Annotated in this window: 18 protein-coding genes; 4 read left to right on the top strand and 14 right to left on the bottom strand. The window is 58.0% G+C overall.

Going from position 1 to position 18636, the window contains the following annotated elements:
- Positions 1–9: 9 nt before the first annotated feature.
- Positions 10–123 (top strand): NrsF family protein, encoded by a 114-nt coding sequence (locus HUK84_RS23730; RefSeq protein WP_374729249.1) that lies wholly within the window; start codon positions 10–12, stop codon positions 121–123.
- Between the two features lie 14 nt (positions 124–137).
- Here HUK84_RS23730 and HUK84_RS03015 read toward each other — a convergent pair whose 3' ends face one another.
- Positions 138–713 (bottom strand): peroxidase-related enzyme, encoded by a 576-nt coding sequence (locus HUK84_RS03015; RefSeq protein WP_176638912.1) that lies wholly within the window; start codon positions 711–713, stop codon positions 138–140.
- A complete protein-coding gene (locus tag HUK84_RS03020) occupies positions 710–1213 on the bottom strand; it encodes a hypothetical protein (protein WP_176638913.1) in 504 nt (167 codons plus the stop codon). The genes HUK84_RS03015 and HUK84_RS03020 overlap by 4 nt, the downstream gene beginning before the upstream one ends.
- 162 nt (positions 1214–1375) lie before the next feature.
- Here HUK84_RS03020 and HUK84_RS03025 point away from each other — a divergent pair, with 162 nt between their 5' ends.
- Positions 1376–2359, top strand: coding sequence for a LysR family transcriptional regulator (locus HUK84_RS03025; RefSeq protein ID WP_176638914.1), 984 nt, complete (start codon positions 1376–1378; stop codon positions 2357–2359).
- A gap of 70 nt (positions 2360–2429) precedes the next feature.
- On the opposite strand, the gene HUK84_RS03030 is transcribed toward HUK84_RS03025, so the two are convergent.
- From HUK84_RS03030 to HUK84_RS03070, 9 genes are all read right to left on the bottom strand, one after another.
- Entirely contained in the window at positions 2430–3635 is a 1206-nt protein-coding gene (locus tag HUK84_RS03030) for an MFS transporter (RefSeq protein ID WP_176638915.1), read from the bottom strand.
- 107 nt (positions 3636–3742) lie between these two features.
- A complete protein-coding gene (locus HUK84_RS03035; RefSeq protein WP_176638916.1) occupies positions 3743–4648 on the bottom strand; it encodes a LysR family transcriptional regulator in 906 nt (301 codons plus the stop codon).
- A 294-nt stretch (positions 4649–4942) separates the two neighbouring features.
- Positions 4943–5836, bottom strand: coding sequence for a hypothetical protein (locus HUK84_RS03040; RefSeq protein WP_218064175.1), 894 nt, complete (start codon positions 5834–5836; stop codon positions 4943–4945).
- 30 nt (positions 5837–5866) lie between these two features.
- Positions 5867–6991: an enolase C-terminal domain-like protein gene (locus tag HUK84_RS03045; RefSeq protein ID WP_218064176.1), complete on the bottom strand. Its 1125-nt coding sequence runs from the start codon at positions 6989–6991 to the stop codon at positions 5867–5869.
- Between the two features lie 183 nt (positions 6992–7174).
- Complete coding sequence (locus tag HUK84_RS03050; RefSeq protein WP_176638919.1) at positions 7175–8041, bottom strand: alpha/beta hydrolase; 867 nt, start codon at positions 8039–8041, stop codon at positions 7175–7177.
- Positions 8025–9731 (bottom strand): GH3 family domain-containing protein, encoded by a 1707-nt coding sequence (locus tag HUK84_RS03055; RefSeq protein ID WP_176638920.1) that lies wholly within the window; start codon positions 9729–9731, stop codon positions 8025–8027. The genes HUK84_RS03050 and HUK84_RS03055 overlap by 17 nt, the downstream gene beginning before the upstream one ends.
- A gap of 96 nt (positions 9732–9827) precedes the next feature.
- On the bottom strand, positions 9828–10103 hold the full coding sequence (locus HUK84_RS03060) for a YciI family protein (protein ID WP_218064177.1): 276 nt from the start codon (positions 10101–10103) through the stop codon (positions 9828–9830).
- Between the two features lie 21 nt (positions 10104–10124).
- Positions 10125–10871, bottom strand: coding sequence for an SDR family oxidoreductase (locus tag HUK84_RS03065; protein WP_176638922.1), 747 nt, complete (start codon positions 10869–10871; stop codon positions 10125–10127).
- A gap of 470 nt (positions 10872–11341) precedes the next feature.
- On the bottom strand, positions 11342–11782 hold the full coding sequence (locus tag HUK84_RS03070; protein ID WP_246285325.1) for an Lrp/AsnC family transcriptional regulator: 441 nt from the start codon (positions 11780–11782) through the stop codon (positions 11342–11344).
- A 127-nt stretch (positions 11783–11909) separates the two neighbouring features.
- Between HUK84_RS03070 and HUK84_RS03075 the strand changes: the two genes are divergently transcribed.
- Positions 11910–13016: a saccharopine dehydrogenase family protein gene (locus HUK84_RS03075; protein WP_176638924.1), complete on the top strand. Its 1107-nt coding sequence runs from the start codon at positions 11910–11912 to the stop codon at positions 13014–13016.
- A gap of 30 nt (positions 13017–13046) precedes the next feature.
- On the opposite strand, the gene HUK84_RS03080 is transcribed toward HUK84_RS03075, so the two are convergent.
- Positions 13047–13532 carry a hypothetical protein gene (locus HUK84_RS03080; protein WP_176638928.1) on the bottom strand — a complete coding sequence of 162 codons (486 nt, stop codon included), beginning with the start codon at positions 13530–13532 and terminating at the stop codon, positions 13047–13049.
- Positions 13533–14230: 698 nt separating this feature from the next.
- Here HUK84_RS03080 and HUK84_RS03085 point away from each other — a divergent pair.
- The gene (locus tag HUK84_RS03085; protein ID WP_176638925.1) at positions 14231–15973 is read left to right on the top strand and encodes a glycoside hydrolase family 68 protein; all 1743 of its coding nucleotides are present in this window, start codon (positions 14231–14233) and stop codon (positions 15971–15973) included.
- Between the two features lie 116 nt (positions 15974–16089).
- Here HUK84_RS03085 and HUK84_RS03090 read toward each other — a convergent pair whose 3' ends face one another.
- Both HUK84_RS03090 and HUK84_RS03095 read right to left on the bottom strand, forming a co-directional pair.
- Positions 16090–17472: a Hint domain-containing protein gene (locus HUK84_RS03090; RefSeq protein WP_176638926.1), complete on the bottom strand. Its 1383-nt coding sequence runs from the start codon at positions 17470–17472 to the stop codon at positions 16090–16092.
- Between the two features lie 821 nt (positions 17473–18293).
- A partial coding sequence (locus HUK84_RS03095) for a TetR-like C-terminal domain-containing protein (RefSeq protein WP_176638927.1) occupies positions 18294–18636 on the bottom strand: 343 nt, incomplete at its 5' end.

The raw sequence follows: 18636 nt of genomic DNA on the forward strand, positions 1-18636 counted from the left end.
CTGGTCTTCATGCTGGCCTGTCCTTTCGACGACCCGCTCTATGTCGCCGTCTGGTATCTTCTCGGCGGCGGCGTGACGGCGCTGGCCGCGCGGCTGGTCCTGCCGCCTCTGACGCGCTGGTAGGGGCGGCCCCGCTGCTATTGCGCCTTCATCGCCTGGCCCAGCGGGTGCATCAGCCGGTTGGCCCAGCCGAAAATCGCCGCCGACAGCACCAGGTCGAACATCTGCAGCGCTGTGAGGCCCAGGCATTCCAGGACCGACACGTCGTCGCGGGACAGGGCGGGGGGCGTCCGGGACAAATGGACCGCGAAATCGAAAAGACCCTGGGAATGCTCGTCCAGCGCGGCCTGGGTGCCGGCGCTGAAGATTTCCTGCATGATTTCGGGCCGGGATGTCAGTTGGTTGTAGCGCGCGGCATGGGTGGACGCGCAATAGATGCAATGATTGACGATCGACGCCGCGACCGCGCCCAGTTCCCGCTCTGAACGCGGCAGGCCCGCCGGGCCGTACATGATGGCGTTGAAGAGCGGGGTTCGGTGCGCCAGGCTTTCGGGATCCAGCGCCAGGGTCAGGACGTAATTCGAAATTTTCTTGTTCGACGGCGTGATTTTCAGCGCGTCGCGCTGCGCGTCGGTCGCCTCGTCCAGGTTGACCGGCGTGATGTAGGGCTCCCATTCCAGGGGCTCGACCGTAAATTCCGTTGCCGGCTTCATGCCGCATGCTCCTCGATCAGCGTCAGGCCGGCCATGACGCGGGCCTGGAAATTGACGAATGCCACCAGTTCGGCCAGCCGGACCACGTCCGCATCCGTCAGGCCGGCCGACTGCATCGCCGCAATTTCGGCCCGCCCCGCCTTGACGGGATCCTTGGTGACGATATCGGCATAGGTCACGATCGCGGCCTGTTGCGTGTCCAGTTCGGGCATCTCGCCCAGGCCCAGCGCCCGCAGCACCGGACAGGCGGACATCTCGTCCAACTGCCGGCCATAGCGGTCCGCCAGGGCGGCATCACCATTCCAGCGCGCGATCCGCGATGCCAGGGCAAAACGTTTGGCCCGGCCGATCCGGCCGGGTTCCATGGGGGTCAGGACCGCGGCGGCGCTGGCGTCGCACAGGCGCATGATCTCCGCCCGCGCGGCGAACATGTCCCGCATCGCCGGCGATCGGGTCGCGGCAATTCTGTCCGCGAAGAAATTGACGTCCGGTGGTGGCATTTTTTTCTCATATCGAAATGACGCGACTTGGCCGGTTGGTTCCAGTTCCGGCGTCCCGGCCATGGTCACCTTATCATGCGTATTACGAATGACAATGCCATTATGATCCTTATGAAGCATCCTTGGTTTGCAACGATCGCCGGGCCTGCTATGATGCGCGGCATGAATTTGGATGATCTCGACATCAAGCAACTCGATGCGTTCGCGGCCGTGATGTCGGCCGGCAGCATCACCGCCGCGGCGCGCGTCCTCAACCGGTCGCAGCCGACGATCAGCCGCGCGATTCAGGACCTGGAAAACAATATCGGCTTCCTGCTGCTGTCGCGGAACGGCCCGCGCATCGCGCCCACCAGCCAGGGCGTGCTGTTCCATTCCGAGGTCGAGCGTTTCCTCAGCGGCCTGCGCCATATCAAGGAGCGCGCGGACGCCATCGCCTTCGGCGAGCCGCAGCCGTTCGAAATCGCGTCGATCCCCGCCTTCACCGCGACCATCGCGCCCTTCGCCCTGGCGCGCATCCCGCCGGGCCGCCTGCCGCGCAAGATTTTCCTCCATACGATGATGGCCGAAAACGTCGTCCAGGCCGTCAGTTCCGGCACGGCGGAACTCGGCATCTCGTCGCTGCCGCTCGACCATCCGGGGGTGGACGTGCACTGGATCGGTTCGGCCGCCTGCGTGGCGGTGGTGTCCGATTCCGATCCCCTTGTCCGGCGCCGGCGGATCCGTCTGATCGACCTGCAGGACCGGCCGCTGATCGCCACGTCCAACCCCTTCCGGCTGCGTCCCCGGATCGATGCGGCCTTTCGCGCGGCCGGCCTCGCGCCGTTTTCCGCCATCGACACCAATGCCAGCGTCTCGGCCGTCGCCGCCGCGCGCGCCGGCATGGGGGTGGCGGTGATCGACCCGGTCACAGCCTATGGGATGCCGGTGGACGGTGCCGTCGTGCGGCCGCTCGACGTGCAGATTCCGTTCCATTTCGGCGTCATTTCACGCAGCGCCACGCCGCTGGCGCCGGTTCTCGCCGAATTCTCCGACCATCTCAGGCAGGTGGCGCGCGACACGCTTCCGGATTTCATCGAACATGATGTTTCTGAAATGGAGGCCCTGCTGCGCGGGGCCTTCGGTACCGTGTCGCAGGACGCCTCCTGACCCTTCAGGATCATGCCACGTTTCGTACGCCGCAGGGGGGTATGACGTCGAGTTCCTGAACACCAAACACTTAATCTACGGTGGGCCTGACGAAGAGGTTACTCGTCAACATCATTGCGACGAACGCCCCTCCCGACGCGAGGGCTCCCGCCACAAAGACCGCTGGATAACCCGCATGGCTGACAATGGCTCCGGAAATTGGCCCAGTTAGACCAAGCCCTATATCGACGAACGCCACGTAAGCACCCATTGCAGCGCCCCGGCTTTGCGGAGGAACATGTTTGACGGCTTCGACTCCCAGCGCCGGGAATGTCAGTGAGTACCCCGCTCCAAGAATAGCAGCGCCAATCAAAGCCACTTCAGCCACCGGTGCCGCGGCTAAAATAATCAATCCGAGTGCCTGGAGAGGGATAGTGACCGACGCGACCCTGATTCCCCCCATTTGGTCGGGCAGGCCACCGAATATGAGGCGGGTGACCGTATATGCGAGGCCAAATCCCGAGAGCGCCCATGACGCACCGGACCAATTGTGAGACGCGTAATAGAGGCCAAGAAACGCGAAGAGCGTGCCGAACCCGAAAGTACTCAGCGCCAGGCTTACCCCAAATGGCCAGATGAGGCCGACAACCTTCAGGAACCCCATGCGCCGGCCGTGATGCGGAGGTATGCCGGGCTTCCTTGCCGCAATCAGGCACGCAAGAATCGGGAGGAGAGCCGCTACCAGAGCAAGAAAGGTAAAACCGCCTGCTCGGAGCAGGCCAACGCCGGCAGGCGCGCCGGCTCCGATCGAACCGAACATCGCTATGCCGACCCAAACCATCGCGCGCCCGGTATACCGGCTTCCCACCGCCCCTATGCACCACGCCAACGCGCCGGTGATCAGCAGACTTTCTCCCAAGCCGAGAATCAACCGGGCTAATAATAGGACCCCTAGCCCACCGGGCCTTCCGAAGAGCGACGGAGTGCTCAGGCTATATAACACTGCTGCAAAAGAGCATGTGGCAGCGCCAGAAATAACCGCGAGTTTCGAACCACGCGTGTCGGAAACAACACCTGCGAAGTGGCGAGTCAGTAATGTCCCGATCGATTGCATTGCTATTACCCAGCCAACGGCAACCGGACCAAAACCGAGCGTACTATGTACATAGATCGGTACAACAGCCAGGGGCAACCCCACCGTGAGGTAACCGAGAGCAACCAGACCCGTGAAGGGAAGCAGCCGCCGCGTTGCTTCTCGACCGGAGGCAGGAGCCATGTCTGTGGATGCCGTCGCCATTCCCTTCTTCCTTCCCTGAAGCTGGCCCTGAAGCTGGATGATAATGCGCCAGACAAAGAAGATGCGGAAACTGCAATTATTGAAATGTATCGTTGATAGAAATGCAACTATGTATCTGACGAGTCGTCAGAAGAGCAGATTGCCTTTACAATCGTTCTCAACCAGCTATGCGCAGGATCAAATTGAAATTTGGGATGCCACGCCAGGGACACCGTGACCGGTGGCGTCTCCACCGGCAACTGGAACGTCATCAATCCATGACGCACGCTACGTGTAAGCAACTCCGGCACGACCGCGACCAGGCCCGCCTGGTCGGCTAGGAACACCGCATCCGCGAAGCCGGATACGACCACGGCGACCGTGCGCGACTGGCCGAGATTTTGGAGTGCCAAGTCCAACGGACCCTGCTTGCGTCCTCGGCGTGACGCGGAGATCTGAGGATACTTACAGAATCGTTCGACCGTAACCTTACCGGAGGCAAGAGGGTGGGATTTCTTTACCACTCCGACAAAGCGGTCGGAAAACAGGGACTGGGTTATAATTTCGGGACCACTGATATTTATTGAGGCGATGTCAAGATCGACCGCCCCCTCTCGAAGCCCCGCAACGTCTTCGTCCCCTTGTGGGGCAAATCGCAGGCTGACGTGAGGAGCACATTTGGAGAGAGAATCAATCAAATGAGAGCCGAATGATGATACAAAGCCGTCGGTTGCGCGAAGCGTGAAGGTACGTTTGAGAAGGTGCGGTGAGAATTGGCTCGAGCCTTGCAATATCTGCCGAGCGTTCTCCACGAGCGCGCTCACCTGCTCACGAATTTCTTCTGCTCGCGGTGTGGGCACCATGCCCCGACCGGCTCGCACAAGAATCGGATCTCCCGTCAATGACCGAATCCTCCCGAGGATTCGACTCATGGCCGGAGTACTGAGATTCATGCGCGAAGCTGCTCCTGCTACGCTGCCTTCGGATAAAAGAACGTCGAGACATGCCAGCAAAGATAAATCTTTTGGATGCATTTACGGTGACGCGCCCCAACGTTTCAGGACGATGAGCTTAAGCCCACCCGAGTCGACGTGCGAGAAAAACTTTGCACCTGGAGAACGCTGCTCCTCATGATGCTTTGCATGAATTGGCATCACAAACCGCTTGGAGTCCGCCTGACCCAGAGGTTGCCCCATTCATGTGGGCGCCGCGCGTTATAATGGGCCGATCCGTTTTGCCAGGTCGGCATGAGGTTCCGGCCCGGTCTGGAAAGCGCTGCCCTGATCCGTGTTGAAAATCTCCGGCGTCCCGTAGCGGGCCGACCCCCCTCAGGCCTCCAGGGTATTACTTATCCGCACATCGTAATCCGGAAATTCGATCACGACTTCATCTTTCGGCGCCAGCGGGATACCCTTATCGTAGCTATTCATGGGACACCCCATGAATATCATGTGTATAGTCCCAGGGACTGCCATCGGTGCATTGGACAGAAGTCCCATAATAAGTTCCTCGACCGGCCAAACAAGCTCATCCGTTCCAGTTTCAACGTGGAAATCGCCCATCAATTGCCCGCCGCGATAACATGAGACTCGCCCAGTCACGCGCGCCGGCGGCGGGCCGAGAAACAATTCGGGGTGAACGGGCGTCGGATAAAGCTTTGCGCGTCCAAGCTTGGAGGGCTGGCCGCGGGCAGTAACAATGTCAGTAACATCGTTTCCAAACATAAAGCCAGCGTACTGTGCCACACCTGAGCCGTCAGTACTGTAGACCAGTATAATCTCTGCTTCCTCACAAATCTGGGCAGCGCGCCCCACGCCTTTTATTGCCTCGCCATTCAAAAGCAGTTGAGCGTCGGTCCCTTTGAAGAACCACGCCGGTGCGTCGGCAGCAGAGACGTCCGCATTGCGCGATCCGTGCGTCTTGCCGAAGCCTCCGACTATAACACGGTTCTGAGCGTGCATCTCGAAAGGCGTCCGCCAGTGAAAAAATTCCTTTGGACGTCGGTTTTCAACTGATGCCCCTTCCAAAATCGAGACGGCGAGCCGCTCCGTATTTCCCGCGATGGAAGATTGTATGAGGTCTGCTGGATCGTCGTGCACAGCAGTGAGCGCCCTGTTCGTTCGCCCGTTGCCGAGAAGAGTCAACACACGGCTCTGCACATCGCACCTTGACAAGGTATACATGGCAACCTCGGATCCAATATCGCAATCGACCAATGACAAGTCAAATACGCCAGATAAAAACGAACGTCTTCAGGTGAGTGCTGTTTTGTACTTATTTATATTTGATGATAGTTGAACACCAAGCCCGTTACCTGGTGGAAGTATTATTGTATTATTTTTTCGGTCGGGCGTGGGATAAGGATCCACGACAAATTCGTCAAATATCTCGTCACCAATTCCCGCCTCGACAGTCAAATAGCCCCCGACCGTACAGGCTAAATGCCGTTCGGCCGCAACCAGCGGCCCGACCTCGGCGACTTGAACGCCCAGTTGCCAACGGATACCGGACGATCGAGCCAGGCGTATCAGGCCAAGCGCGCCCGATATCCCACCATTCTTGGAAATTCTGATGTTGAAAGCGTCAACGCTCGATCGCGCAATTGCCTCCTCTCCGTCCTGAAGTGTGCACAGGGACTCGTCCAGCATAATTGGCTGATTCGTTGTGGCCCTGAGATCGGCCAAATCCAGGTATCGTCGTGCGGGAAGAGGCTCCTCAAACAGCGTAGCTCCGGCTCGTCCAAGTTTGGCCATCGACGACCGGGCATTCTCGTCTGTCCAGCCCATATTGGCATCGACTATTATATCACGGTTTGGCCCTATGCTTTCACGCAATTTCTCAACGGTCTCGATATCCGATTGGCTATTTATCGTAGCCTTTACTTTTATGCAGTGAAACGGACCGTCCGAACTGAGAAAATCATCCAGATTCCGATGGCCATCGAGAACACGCGTGATTTCCTTGCTCGGCATCAAGCCGGACTCAAATGACGCAGCTATGACGTCACATAACGCGATCGATCTTGCATGGCAGAGCCAATCGAGCAGCGCCATTTCCAACAGGCATCGCGCGTTATTGGGCAGCGATGCGATGTCACTAAAGCGCTTGTCACCGTTCAGCATTCCGGAAAGAAACTCGGTGGGACTTGCTTCGAGTGCCTCCGCGACGTCACGACTCTTAAGAGCGGAGTCCACTAACCGTATCACCTGCTCGGGCGTCTCTCCGGTGACATATTTCCGCGGCGCACATTCACCGATTCCCGTAACGCCTTGGTGTTCAATCATAAGGACAACGCTGTCGGATGTGGTCCGCTTATGTGCCATGTGAGCAAACGGCCGCTTTAAGGGGAGCGTTACGTGGAAAAAACGCGTTTTCATCCCGATGTCCCCTCGGCTGGAGAAGATCCCGTTCAAACGGAGTCGCTTGAACGGGTGAAGATGCTCGACAGAATAACTTAGGGGATTTTCGCGGAACCGATGTTCAGCGGACATGCTCTAGAGCCACATCCATTCACACTGGTTCACGGATATGGCTCTAGCTCTTTGTTTTAACGAGCATCTTTATCCGACCGGATGAGTCCATCCGGTCGGATGATGCTCTAGCGCAATTGATTCCGTTCGTTTAAACAATACCTCCCTTGCATCAGTGAATGGAATATAGTGTTTATTTGTTGGTATAACTGATAGAAATCCAGCATTTCGAGTGATCGCGTTAAATACCTCGAAGGATGCCTGATGGTTTACAATGGGATCGGTCGAACTTATAATATAATGTGCTGATGCAGCGCCTGAATCTATCCCCCTTTCGAGATAAATCTGCTCTATTTCCAGAAACAACGCTCTGCTTCGAGCGGTAATGCATTTTATTGAGAGCGGATCGGAGGAAATAAAGTCAAGATATTTCTTGACATCCGTAAAGTCATGCGCCTTCAAGTCTACGTCTACAAGCTCGGTGCTTCTCTCTCCGGCGATTATTGATCGCGCCTCAGGCGAAAGCACGGCGTGGAGACGACCCAGCCACGTGGAGCAAAAAACAAACGAGCGATAATTCGCGAATACGCCTCCTTTAGCCAGAAGACCACCGAGCAGCGATCCCCCGAGGCAGTGACCAAAGAGCGTTACATTTTGCTTATCTTCGAGTAGCGCCAGCATATGGTTGTACGCGACATGATAATCATAGGCCAGGGAGTCCAATGATGCATAATCCCCGCGGACGCCCCCGCTCAGACCACTCCCACGCCGATCCAAAACGAACAAGGCGACGCCGCGACGCCCGAGATACTCCCCAAATTGCCATGACCATCCAGCGTGGCTTTGAAGGCCATGGAGGTAGAAGACCGCGGCGCGCGGGTTACGCGGCATCCAAGAGTGCAACGCCAATTCCGCGCCGTCGCTATGAAGTTGTTCGATTTTACGTGACGCTGACACCGTGCATCTCCCCCTGGATAATGTTGTTATCTCGGACGAGTTCATCGAGAAAGGACGTGTCCTTATGGAACGGCTTATATTTGTATTGAGTGGTATTGCCTGGATTCCGTTTTGACTCGACGTATTTCGCGATCGCCTGATGTTGAATCAATGCGACCTGTATGCCGTCCAGGCGACCGCTCTCCCGTTTCGATGCATATTCTATGCTGATGTGCTGCAGATGGAGATCAATTGCCGTGGCGATTTCCGTAACATCAAGTTTCCGGGGCAGATGCAGCTCGATCGCAATCGAATAACCTGGCGGAGATCCCCATCGCGCGCCACAGAGAAATAATCCGAGGGGTGCTCCGAACTGCGCGAGGCCGCGTTCAATTGCAGAAACGACTTCAGCCTCGGTCAATTTTTCGCCCGTGAATGAATGATAAACACCGTGTCTACGGGTGAAATAAATATACGGCACTCCCGCCTCTATTTTTTCGACGGAAAATATATCTCCGGTGTAGAGTCGCGTCAAACCGTTCAACTGGGACATTATAACGTGGTACTCTTTTCCGACGTCCAGTTCGTCATACAAGAGGGTGTCGGTTCGTCTCTTGCCGTTTAAATACTCGTTCGGTTCATCCTCAGCGGGGATGAACTCGAACCAGGCTTGGTCGACCGCCAATGGTTGACCCGACTGAGAACCGTCCAGCGGTATTGTCACGACCCCTTCCGTTCCGCAGCTCATGAAGGGAAGTCGCTTGGCACAGGGCAAGGCATGGAGCATTTGCGCATCGTAGAGCCTCGCGGCGGCCGACGCCCATGTGCTGTAATGCATCAAGTCGGGCCAGACATCATTCAATGAATAAGTGGATCGTCCGAGAATTTTCTCCAGGCGCCGAGCCGCTTCCGGATCCGGCGCAACCATGTTTATCCCGGCCACGGATCCGTCCGCTATCTCCTTGACCAGAACTGATGCGAACAGCCTGAGGCTATCAAGTATGGACAAGATGGTGCTTGGGTTTATTGCAGTCAAAAACCGGACATCTTTCGTGACGAGCCATCGTAGCCGGTAATACATTTTGGTTAAATGGTCGCTGGGGAGAGAGGGGATATACCAAGGGGCTTCGTACCAGGGTGGCGTCCAATCCGAGGCGCCGAGTGGCGGGTTGCGGTTACTGATCCCCTGATAAGGCACGCCAAAGATGTGATCGCCGGGGACTTCGCGGACCGTCTGGGTGTCGAATGTCGCATACGGATGGGCAAGAAGTTCCGGACAGTTCAGCAGAAACGTGCCCCACATCGCCTTCATCGCCGGCACGCGATAAGCCGTCATCCAGTGGTCCGTATAGGGGATACGCTTGGGCTTTCCGGTCGTGCCACTTGTTTTTAACCAGCGACGGACAGGACTGGTCGACAGCACGCCACCCTTGGTGTGCACTTCGCTGTCAATGAGCGGTTCAAAATCCGCGTATGTCCGAATTGGTACAATTTCCCGGAAAGTTGCGCCACGCCGGATGGCGTCGCTATACCCCGATTGTTGCCATGATTGCGATGGGCCGCAGATGCGATATATATCGTCCAATACGCGCTGCTGCGTGGCAGCCCCATCGGCTAGATCATCGATAAGCGCGTTGCGCGCAGCGTTGCACTCTTCGATGAAACTTGACCTGCGATCGAACCAATTGAGCGACCAGTCGGTGGTAGCCATGGTTTTGGTCTCCCAGGAGTTGGATCTTCGTCATACGATATTGGAATATTTTATATTCTAATGGCTAATCTTCATGTTTGTTGAAATGTGCGATTGTTAGAGGAATCCTATTGTTGGATTCAAGACCGATATCTCGGTCTTTTCTATAAAACCATTTTTCTTATAGGGTTCTTTTTGTAGTATATTTTCCAGTTTCTCGCGATTTTCGGCCTTGTATATCAGAACTCCCGCCTCTTCGCCTTCGACGCGCGCCGCACAAATCAAGGCGCCCGACTGCGCTTGTTGTTCCAGATTTTCTCGATGCGACGCCATAACCTGTTCTCGCGCAGATCTGGTAACGTTATATATGTATTTTACAATAAATGTAATCATCACCTATCTCCTTGGGCCAGTTTACATGTAAAGACCGCCATTGATGTCCATCACACTTCCTGTTGTGAAACCCGCAGAAGGAGATGCCAAATACATTACGCTTCCGACGGCTTCATCGAGAGTGCCCATCCGTCGGAGAGGGATTCTATTCAGCACGTCCTTCCTCTGCTCCTCGGGGCGCCGCTCCCACGCGGCTTCAATGCGGCTTGTCAGCATCGGCCCGTGTGCAACCACGTTCGCAACAATATCGAAGGGAGCAAGTTCATATGCTATTTGTTTGGTAAACCCGATGACCGCGGCCTTTGCAGCGACGTACGCCGCGTTATTGAAATGGCTGTATGTACGCCCGCCGGCGGACGCAAAGTTGACGATGCGTCCATAACGTTTGGCTTTCATGTGGGGCACGCAGAGCTTGGTTACGTTGAACGTCGTTATCAGGTTTTCATTTATCTTTTCGGCAACATAGCTTGCCGTAAGGTCTTCGATCCTTAATACTTTGGTGTCGCCGCCGACACCGTTTATGAGCACCTCCGGCCGGTGTTGGTCAACCGCGTCGGCTATGCCTCCGTCTGCGGGCTCTGCTGCACCTGCATCAGCGATTACCGGCGTGACCCGGTCACTGTCGAGGGTGTTGAGCAACCTGTTGAGCCGAACCTCATCGCGGTCGATCAATATTAATTTGTAACCGTCACTCTCCAGTCGACGGCAGACTTCAGAGCATATATCTCCGGCAGCTCCGACAACCATAGCTGTCTTGCCATTCGCCATTTTATTTACTCCACGTTCGGGGCGTGACCACGCCTAAAGTGCCGCGGATCAATATTTCGCAAAAAAAAAACGTCATTCTGCGAAGTGAGTTTGGTATTTGCGATACTCTTCGTGCAATACAGATGGGTACCTTTCTTAATAACACGCATATTTTTTTGCGATTTTAAATTGTTATTTTGGCAACATTTAATTGTGTTTTTTGCAATCGATTCCGTCCCTGCGCCCCTTTCATCGTCATGCGGCCGGTTCCCGGATCTGGACGTGAAGCGTCCCGTTTTCCGGGGGCTCCTACCTGTAAGTAGGAGCTATCATGAACATCATGAGCCGGAGAGTTTCGCCTGAGGTCCGGGAGCGTGCGCTCGGTTGGGGGGTATCGCGCCGACGACGCAAAACCCCCGTCCTTCTATCGCAAGCTTGCCGCCCGTATGGCAGACCGCCTCCAGACGGTCTGCGCATGCCCGGGCGCGTGTTCAGCGGCCGTGCGTGCCGCGGCGCCGGAACCGGGTGGACAGGATGATCGCCGAAATCGTGCGCTCGACGCCGTCCAGCAATCCGATCCGGTCGATGACGCGATTGATGATTTCGGTCGAGGCCGCGCCGACGATCGCGATCATGTCCACCGTGCCGCTGACGGCATGCAGCTCGCGCACTTCCCCGATGTGCCGCAGCGCGGCTTCCACCGACGCGGCATGGCGCGGGGCGAGGGTGACCATTACGTGCGCGCGCACCGCATCCTCGGCCTCGGGCGCCGTCACGACCGTATAGCCGGCAATCAGCCCCGTCTGTTCCATCCGTTCGATGCGGCTTTGCACCGTCGTGCGTGACAGGCCCGTGCGGCGGGCCAGCGCTGCGGTCGATATCCGCGCATTGTCCTGAAGCAGGGCGAGCAGGGCTTTGTCCGTGGCGTCCATGTGCATAATGCCGATCTTATCCGACATTCTGCCGAAAAAAAGCCCGCGCGACGCGTCACACGGCCAGTTGTTTTCGATATCGTTCCTTCGTTCGATGTCGTGATTCCATATGGCGGGAGCGGATCGGATGAAGAAGATACTCGTTGTCGGCGCCGGCAAGATCGGTGCGACGATCGCGGATTTCCTTGACGCTACCGGCGATTATGCCGTCAGCCTGGTCGATCGGGACCAGGCCGGCCTGCATCGCGCCGACGTTGCGGATTCGGTTCGAAAGCTGCAGGCCGACATCGCGGAGCCCGGCATGCTCCGCCCGCTGATGGATGGGCATTATGCCGTGCTGTCCGCGGCCCCCTATCATCTGACCACGACGATCGCGCGCGCCGCGGCCGAGGCCGGGCTCCATTACCTGGACCTGACCGAGGACGTGGCCAGCACCCGCGCGGTACGCGACCATGCGGCCGGCGCGCGCACCGCCTTCGTGCCGCAATGCGGCCTGGCGCCCGGCTTCGTCTCCATCGTCGCCCATGACATCGCCCGGCGGTTCGATGCGCTGGACACGATCCATCTGCGCGTCGGTGCGCTGCCGGAATTTCCCTCCAATGCCCTCGGCTATAACCTGACCTGGAGCACGGACGGCGTCATCAACGAATATATCGAACCGTGCGAGGCCATCGTGGCGGGCGAACGCCGCATGGTTCCGGCGTTGGAGGGGCTGGAAACGCTGGGGGTGGACGGCGTGACCTACGAAGCCTTCAATACCTCGGGCGGCCTCGGCTCGCTGTGTGAAACCTATGCCGGCGCGGTGCGGGAACTGAATTACCGTACCATTCGCTATCCCGGCCACGCGCAGGCGATGAAGATGCTGCTGCGGGACCTGCGCCTTGCGGAACGACGCGATCTGTTAAAGGATATTCTGGAATATGCCATTCCGGCGACCCGGCAGGACGTCGTTTTGATCTTCGTTACGGTTTCCGGCCGGCGCGACGGACGGCTGATGCAGGAAAGCTTCGTCCGTCGCATCCATGGCGACATCGTGCATGGCCGGCCGCGTACCGCGATCCAGATCACGACAGCCGGCGCGATCTGCGCGGTGCTGGACCTGTTGAAGGACGGTCACCTGCCGGAACGCGGCGTGGTCCGGCAAGAGGACATCGCGCTGGCGGCCTTTCTCGAAAACCGGTTCGGACGCGTCTATCGGGGCGACAGGAGTCCCACGCCCATCCATGGCGCCTGACCATGGCGGCGTGACGGCGGCCCGGCCCGCTCAGACGCGGCCATAGCCGAAACTGCCGCGCGGGCGCGGCACCAGGCGGAAGGCAAGCCCGCCCGGGCTGAGATCAGGCTTGCCGTCGGCAGTGGCGGGGACCAGTGTGCCGTTCGGCAGTTCGATGTAATGGGCGATCAGCGTCGCGTGGTGCATCGCGGTATCCAGGCCGGACAGGTCGATCCGCCGATAGGTCCGGCCATCGATCGTCACAGGCCGCATCGTCCAGGTACCGGTCGGGTAGTCCGACTGATTCTGCGGATTGGCGACCATCCACATCGTCTGGACGTGCATGCGAAATGCGCCGAGCCGTGCCGTGGGTGGTCCATGCAGGACAAGCTCGACGGCCAGTTGCGCCTGCGGTCCGGGCAGGGGCTGGTAGCCATACCAATCGCCGAAGATCGGCCCGGTCGGGCCGGCGCATCCGAAAGGGCCGATCATCAGCCCCGCGCATAATATTGCGATTCTCCGATTGCCGGTAGGCATGTCACCGTCGCCCTGCTTGTCCTGCCGCGCCGCGGCGATCATAGAGACTGTTCACCCGGCGTGGGCTGCGCGATCGCGTGATGGGATGGGCGGGGTCAAAGATGACGTCGTTGTACTGTCGCGGGGCACTGTCGCGGGTATTGAGAGTGTATCCACAAAATTTTTTGTAGAAAAAAGTAAATAACTTAGTAAAACCAACAGGTAAATTGTTAAATATATTTCCTGAGAATAAAGAAATATCGAGTAGAATTGATGTTCGTGTCTCGAAAATATGACAATTTTATGTCTGAAATGCTTGGATGAAAAAAAATTCCTTTTTGTCGAAATCGGCGGTTGTCGATATCGCCGTTTCATGATCTTACTGTCCCGCAGGCTTCACATCAGTTGGTGGTGCGCTGCTGAGGAATTTTAGAGGTTAAACGTGCGAGGAGGGTAGGGACTATTCATATATTCGCGGTTTAGTAAATAAAAACATACGCGAATGTTGTTATTCCTGATGTAAGTCTTATTACGGTTTTTCGCCACATTTGTGGCGGTTATTATTGAAGTCTATCGTTTCATTCTGAGCATTCTCATCGGTTACGTGGCCGCAGCCTGAAAGCGTTCGGGGAGTCCATTCACGCGCGCTGCTCAGGCTTCGCTCATGCAGTCGGACCCTCCCTTTAGGTTGCTTGTCTCTTTCCCGTATGGAGGACGAAATGGCGAACGTACGCCGACGGAATCTCACCCTGAAAATGGCCCTGGTCGGGACGCTGGCTCTCACCACGACGGCGCATGCCGCGCTGGCGCGCGACGTGACGCCCGACGAACAGCGCGAAGCAGTGCGCGTCGCGCCGCATGTCGGGATGATGCCGCATGCCGCCCGGCTGTTCCCCGGAACGTCGCTGACGGGCGTGCCCGGCTTCCCGCTGCCGACGATCCACACGCAGCAGGCCTATGCGCCCGATGCGGACTTTACCGCGCACTGGACGCGCGCCGACGCGATGCAGATCAAGGCGCATTCCAACCCGTCGGTCGCGGCGGGCCAGAACTCGCTGCCCGGGCAGTTGATCATGCCGGATATTCCGGCGGATTTCCCGACGATCAATCCGGATGTCTGGGTGTGGGACACCTGGACGCTGATCGACAAGCATGCCAACCAGTTCAGCTATAACGGCTGGGAAGTCATCTTCTGCCTGACTGCCGACAAGAATGCCGGCTATGGCTTCGATGATCGCCACACCCATGCGCGGATCGGCTTCTTCTACCGCCGCGCCGGCATTCCGGCCGACAAGCGTCCGGCGAATGGCGGCTGGATCTATGGCGGGCACATCATCCCCGAAGGCGCGCAGGAACAGGTCTTCGCCGGCACGACCTACACGATCACGGCGGAATGGTCTGGGTCGATGCGCCTGCTGGACCCGAACAGCAACCAGGTTTCGCTGTTCTATACCGACATGGCGTTCAACCGGAATGCGGCCGGGCAGGACATCACTCCCGCCCAGGCGGTGATCACCCAGAGCCTGGGCCAGATCCATGCCGACTTCAACCATGTCTGGTTCACCGGCTTTACCACGCACACGCCGCTGCTGCGTCCCGACGGGGTGCTGTACCAGAACGGGGCGCAGAACCCGTACTATAATTTCCGTGATCCGTTCACCTTCGAGGATCCGAACCATCCTGGCGTGAACTACATGGTGTTCGAGGGCAACACCCCCGGCCAGCGCGGCATCCCGAACTGCACCGCGACGGACCTGGGCTATCGCCCGAACGATCCGCATGCCGAGACCCTGCAGCAGGTGCTGGATAGCGGCGCCTATTACCAGAAGGCGGCGATCGGCCTGGCGGTTGCCGAGGACGCGTCGCTGTCGAAGTGGAAGTTCCTCACGCCACTGGTCGAGGCCAACTGCGTCAACGACCAGACCGAACGTCCGCAGATGTATATCAAGGACGGCAAATACTACATCTTCACGATCAGCCACCGCACGACCTATGCGGCGGGCGTGGATGGTCCGGACGGTGTGTACGGCTTCGTCGGCAACGGCATCCGCAGCGACTTCCAGCCGATGAACTATGGCAGCGGCCTGGTGCTGGGCAACCCGACGGACCTCAACACGGCGGCAGGCACGGATTACGACGCCAACCCGCAGCAGAACCCGCGGGCGTTCCAGTCCTACTCGCATTACGTGATGCCGGGCGGGTTGGTCGAATCCTTTATCGACACGGTTGAAAACCGCCGTGGCGGCACGCTGTCACCGACGGTGAAGGTGCAGATCAAGTCCGACGCGTCGGCGGTCGATCTGCGTTACGGCAATGGCGGCCTGGGCGGCTATGGCGACATTCCGGCCAACCGGGCGGACGTCAACATCGCCGGCTTCATCCAGGACCTGGCCAGCCAGAACACGCCGGTCGGGCCGAATGTCAATGGCCAGATCCATTCCTTCCTGAACGCGAAGCAATAACGATAAGCCAAGCCAGCCTGCCCTATGGGCAGGCTGGTCTTTCATGGGGTGGCTGGTTTCCGGGCCGCCTGATGGAACGTGAGGAGGGGGTTTGCACCCCCTCCTCATTATCGAATCTATGCGGCGCGATTCAGCTTGGCGGCATGAAATTGTGAGTCTTTGCCCTGCGTGGATTCTCCTGCCTCCGGCGCATTCCAGCGTGGCAGGCCGCTATGACCGAGGTCGAAGCGGATAAAGAAATGACCCTTGCAGTCGTTCCAGAGAGATGAGGGCAGGGGAAGGCGGTTGGAGGTCCAGCGGAAACGTGCATCGGCCGGGCCTTCTGCGCCATAAGCCCCAAGGCTCAGCACGTCATCGTCGGCCGATACCGTGCGGCAGGCACCGATCCCGTCATCGATGGTGACGGACCGAATGGCGATGCCGAGTTCGCGCCGGTCCATACTGTCCGTAACGAAGGCCGCCGCGTTCGTCGGGCTGACCAGCGTCGCGTTCTTGATCGAAGCCGGCAGCACGTAGCGCAGCGTTTGCCCATGAACCGTAGGATGATAGACATCGCCATCGGCGATGATCAGCACTTCATTGAGCTGAAAATCGGTCAAGCGCCAACCCAGGGCCTGGGCACGGGTACGCAGGCGCGCCCTGATCGCCTTGATGATCAATTCGTCGATAGTGAACGGGCGGCAATAATTACTGAGATCGGATGCCGACCTGTCGGGATCGAGCAGGCCTTCTCCGGTCAGGAAGAAGGAGCGATTGTCCACGTCGAGATAGCTCTCGGCCGGCAGGCCGTTCGCCAAGATGATATCGTGGCTGTCCAGTTCGAGGTGCCAGTACGTAATTTCCTGGCAGTTGATCTGCTGGACCGTCGAGCCGTTTACCAACAGATCCGCCGGCACCAGCACTTCGTCGAGGACCGGAACGCACACGCTGTGACCGGGCGACACCCAGAGATCTTGCGACGGAAGTCCCGGAGCAAATGAGCCGGCCGAGATTCTGATCGGTTTGACCTGGCTGGGCTTGGCGTGCCTGCGGCAATCGATGGTCGCATGTCCCATCCATTTGATCGAGCGCTCGACGCCCGACGCCGTGATCACCCGATCGCCCGGCGAAAGCGTCTCGATCGCCACGTCGCCATCCGGAGTCCGGATCAGCGTTCCGGAAGCAAAGCAAACGACCGACGATGTCACGCTGCCCGTGCCTGAAGCCGCGGCGATGCCGGTGCTGAGCAAGGTAACGGTGGATGTGGAAGAAGTCGGTGCCTGTCCGGTATAGGTGACGGCGACGCTGGTCAGGCCGTTCGTTCCGGAAATCGTATAATTGCTGCCGGATTGGGTTAAGGTAAGGTTATCGTAGGTCTGAGCGCTGAGTAATCCCGCAGCTTGTAGATTCAGCGATCCCGTTACGGTGTTGTCGGCATAGTTGACAACCACGGTTCCTTCGAGGGGCGTAAGGCCCGTTCCAATAGCCCCCAACAGATTGAGGGAATTGTTGATAGTCATTTGTTCTTCCACAGCGACCTCCGGTTTTGAACGAGGTGACGTGATCAGGCGGTTCCGAATACCCAGAAGGTGCTTCAGAACGATAGAGTTTGTTGACGACACACAAACGAAGTCCACGAAGATTCTGCGGAAGACTGCTAAAATTTAATTGAAGACGATTTTCCTTGAAAAAGAGAAGAGATGTGGACATAATGTCTCGGCTTTCAGCTTTTTCGTTTCAAACAATCCATGGCCAGGTCATGGATTGATGTAGATTTTTCATATAAAAATAGAATTCCGATATACTCTGGAATTCTATTTTGAATAGTTTCCAACGGATTTTGGAATATTATCCAATATCATTGCTGTTTCCTTGAGGGATTTCGGTTCTTTTCTGGAACCGGGGCCGGCGGAGCTTGCGGCGTTACGTTTTGGGGTTGAATCGTCCATGTAGCCTGGATTTGACGAAATAGGAGTCGTTACAATGAAATTATAAACGCGCCGCGAGTCAGGCGACGCTTGTCGCATGGTGACGGATTCATCCGTATCCGTGAATCACGTGGTTTGGCCGGGGGTTTTTACCTTCCGGACAATTCCATGCTGATCGCGCCTGCTTGCGTGAGCCGGTACTCGGCAGGTTTTCTGGAGTCGACGCCATGATCCGGCGGCCACGCCGCGCAGCCGGAACCGGAACTCTATTGCAAGGAAAAGGGCTTTTTTGCCCGTGGTCCGTGACACGCTGGCGGATGCGGACCGGGCCGTCATGTCATCAACCGGCGATAGATCTCCGCGCGCGCGTCCGTGATCCTGCCGGATGCCCGCGTGTCATGGTACGACGCCGGTCATGGCATGGGGCGGGGCCCGCGATCGATGACGGCCTCGATCAGCGCGTCGTCCACCGGCACCTGGCCATCGAGCATCAGCATGGCCAGGCCGTGGACCAGCGACCAGGCTCGGATGGATGCGATCCGGGCCGCGTCACTGTCCTGGTCGTCCCCGACGGATGCTGCGGCGTTCGCCCGCAGCAGGGCCAGGGCTTCGGGTGGGAATGCGCCGCCGGGTGCTCCGTCCTGGCACGGTGAGGCAAAAATCAGCCTGAACAGTGCGGGATTGGCCAGCGCGAAACGGACATAGGCGCGTCCCGTGGCGGCAAAGCCCGCGCTGCCGCCGCCTGCCGCGTCGGAC

It is taken from the genome of Nguyenibacter vanlangensis (genome assembly GCF_013376155.1).
Lineage (GTDB): Bacteria > Pseudomonadota > Alphaproteobacteria > Acetobacterales > Acetobacteraceae > Gluconacetobacter > Gluconacetobacter vanlangensis.

Excerpts from the sequence above, each read along its gene's own strand:
- HUK84_RS03075 (WP_176638924.1), top strand. The coding sequence starts at position 11,910 with ATGAAGAAGATACTCGTTGTCGGCGCCGGCAAGATCGGTGCGACGATC.
- HUK84_RS03080 (WP_176638928.1), bottom strand. The coding sequence starts at position 13,532 with ATGCCTACCGGCAATCGGAGAATCGCAATATTATGCGCGGGGCTGATG.
- HUK84_RS03035 (WP_176638916.1), bottom strand. The coding sequence starts at position 4,648 with ATGCATCCAAAAGATTTATCTTTGCTGGCATGTCTCGACGTTCTTTTA.
- HUK84_RS03060 (WP_218064177.1), bottom strand. The coding sequence starts at position 10,103 with ATGATTACATTTATTGTAAAATACATATATAACGTTACCAGATCTGCG.
- HUK84_RS03045 (WP_218064176.1), bottom strand. The coding sequence starts at position 6,991 with ATGAAAACGCGTTTTTTCCACGTAACGCTCCCCTTAAAGCGGCCGTTT.
- HUK84_RS03055 (WP_176638920.1), bottom strand. The coding sequence starts at position 9,731 with ATGGCTACCACCGACTGGTCGCTCAATTGGTTCGATCGCAGGTCAAGT.
- HUK84_RS23730 (WP_374729249.1), top strand. The coding sequence starts at position 10 with ATGCTGGCCTGTCCTTTCGACGACCCGCTCTATGTCGCCGTCTGGTAT.
- HUK84_RS03065 (WP_176638922.1), bottom strand. The coding sequence starts at position 10,871 with ATGGCGAATGGCAAGACAGCTATGGTTGTCGGAGCTGCCGGAGATATA.
- HUK84_RS03070 (WP_246285325.1), bottom strand. The coding sequence starts at position 11,782 with ATGGACGCCACGGACAAAGCCCTGCTCGCCCTGCTTCAGGACAATGCG.
- HUK84_RS03085 (WP_176638925.1), top strand. The coding sequence starts at position 14,231 with ATGGCGAACGTACGCCGACGGAATCTCACCCTGAAAATGGCCCTGGTC.
- HUK84_RS03030 (WP_176638915.1), bottom strand. The coding sequence starts at position 3,635 with ATGGCGACGGCATCCACAGACATGGCTCCTGCCTCCGGTCGAGAAGCA.
- HUK84_RS03025 (WP_176638914.1), top strand. The coding sequence starts at position 1,376 with ATGAATTTGGATGATCTCGACATCAAGCAACTCGATGCGTTCGCGGCC.
- HUK84_RS03015 (WP_176638912.1), bottom strand. The coding sequence starts at position 713 with ATGAAGCCGGCAACGGAATTTACGGTCGAGCCCCTGGAATGGGAGCCC.
- HUK84_RS03020 (WP_176638913.1), bottom strand. The coding sequence starts at position 1,213 with ATGCCACCACCGGACGTCAATTTCTTCGCGGACAGAATTGCCGCGACC.
- HUK84_RS03090 (WP_176638926.1), bottom strand. The coding sequence starts at position 17,472 with ATGACTATCAACAATTCCCTCAATCTGTTGGGGGCTATTGGAACGGGC.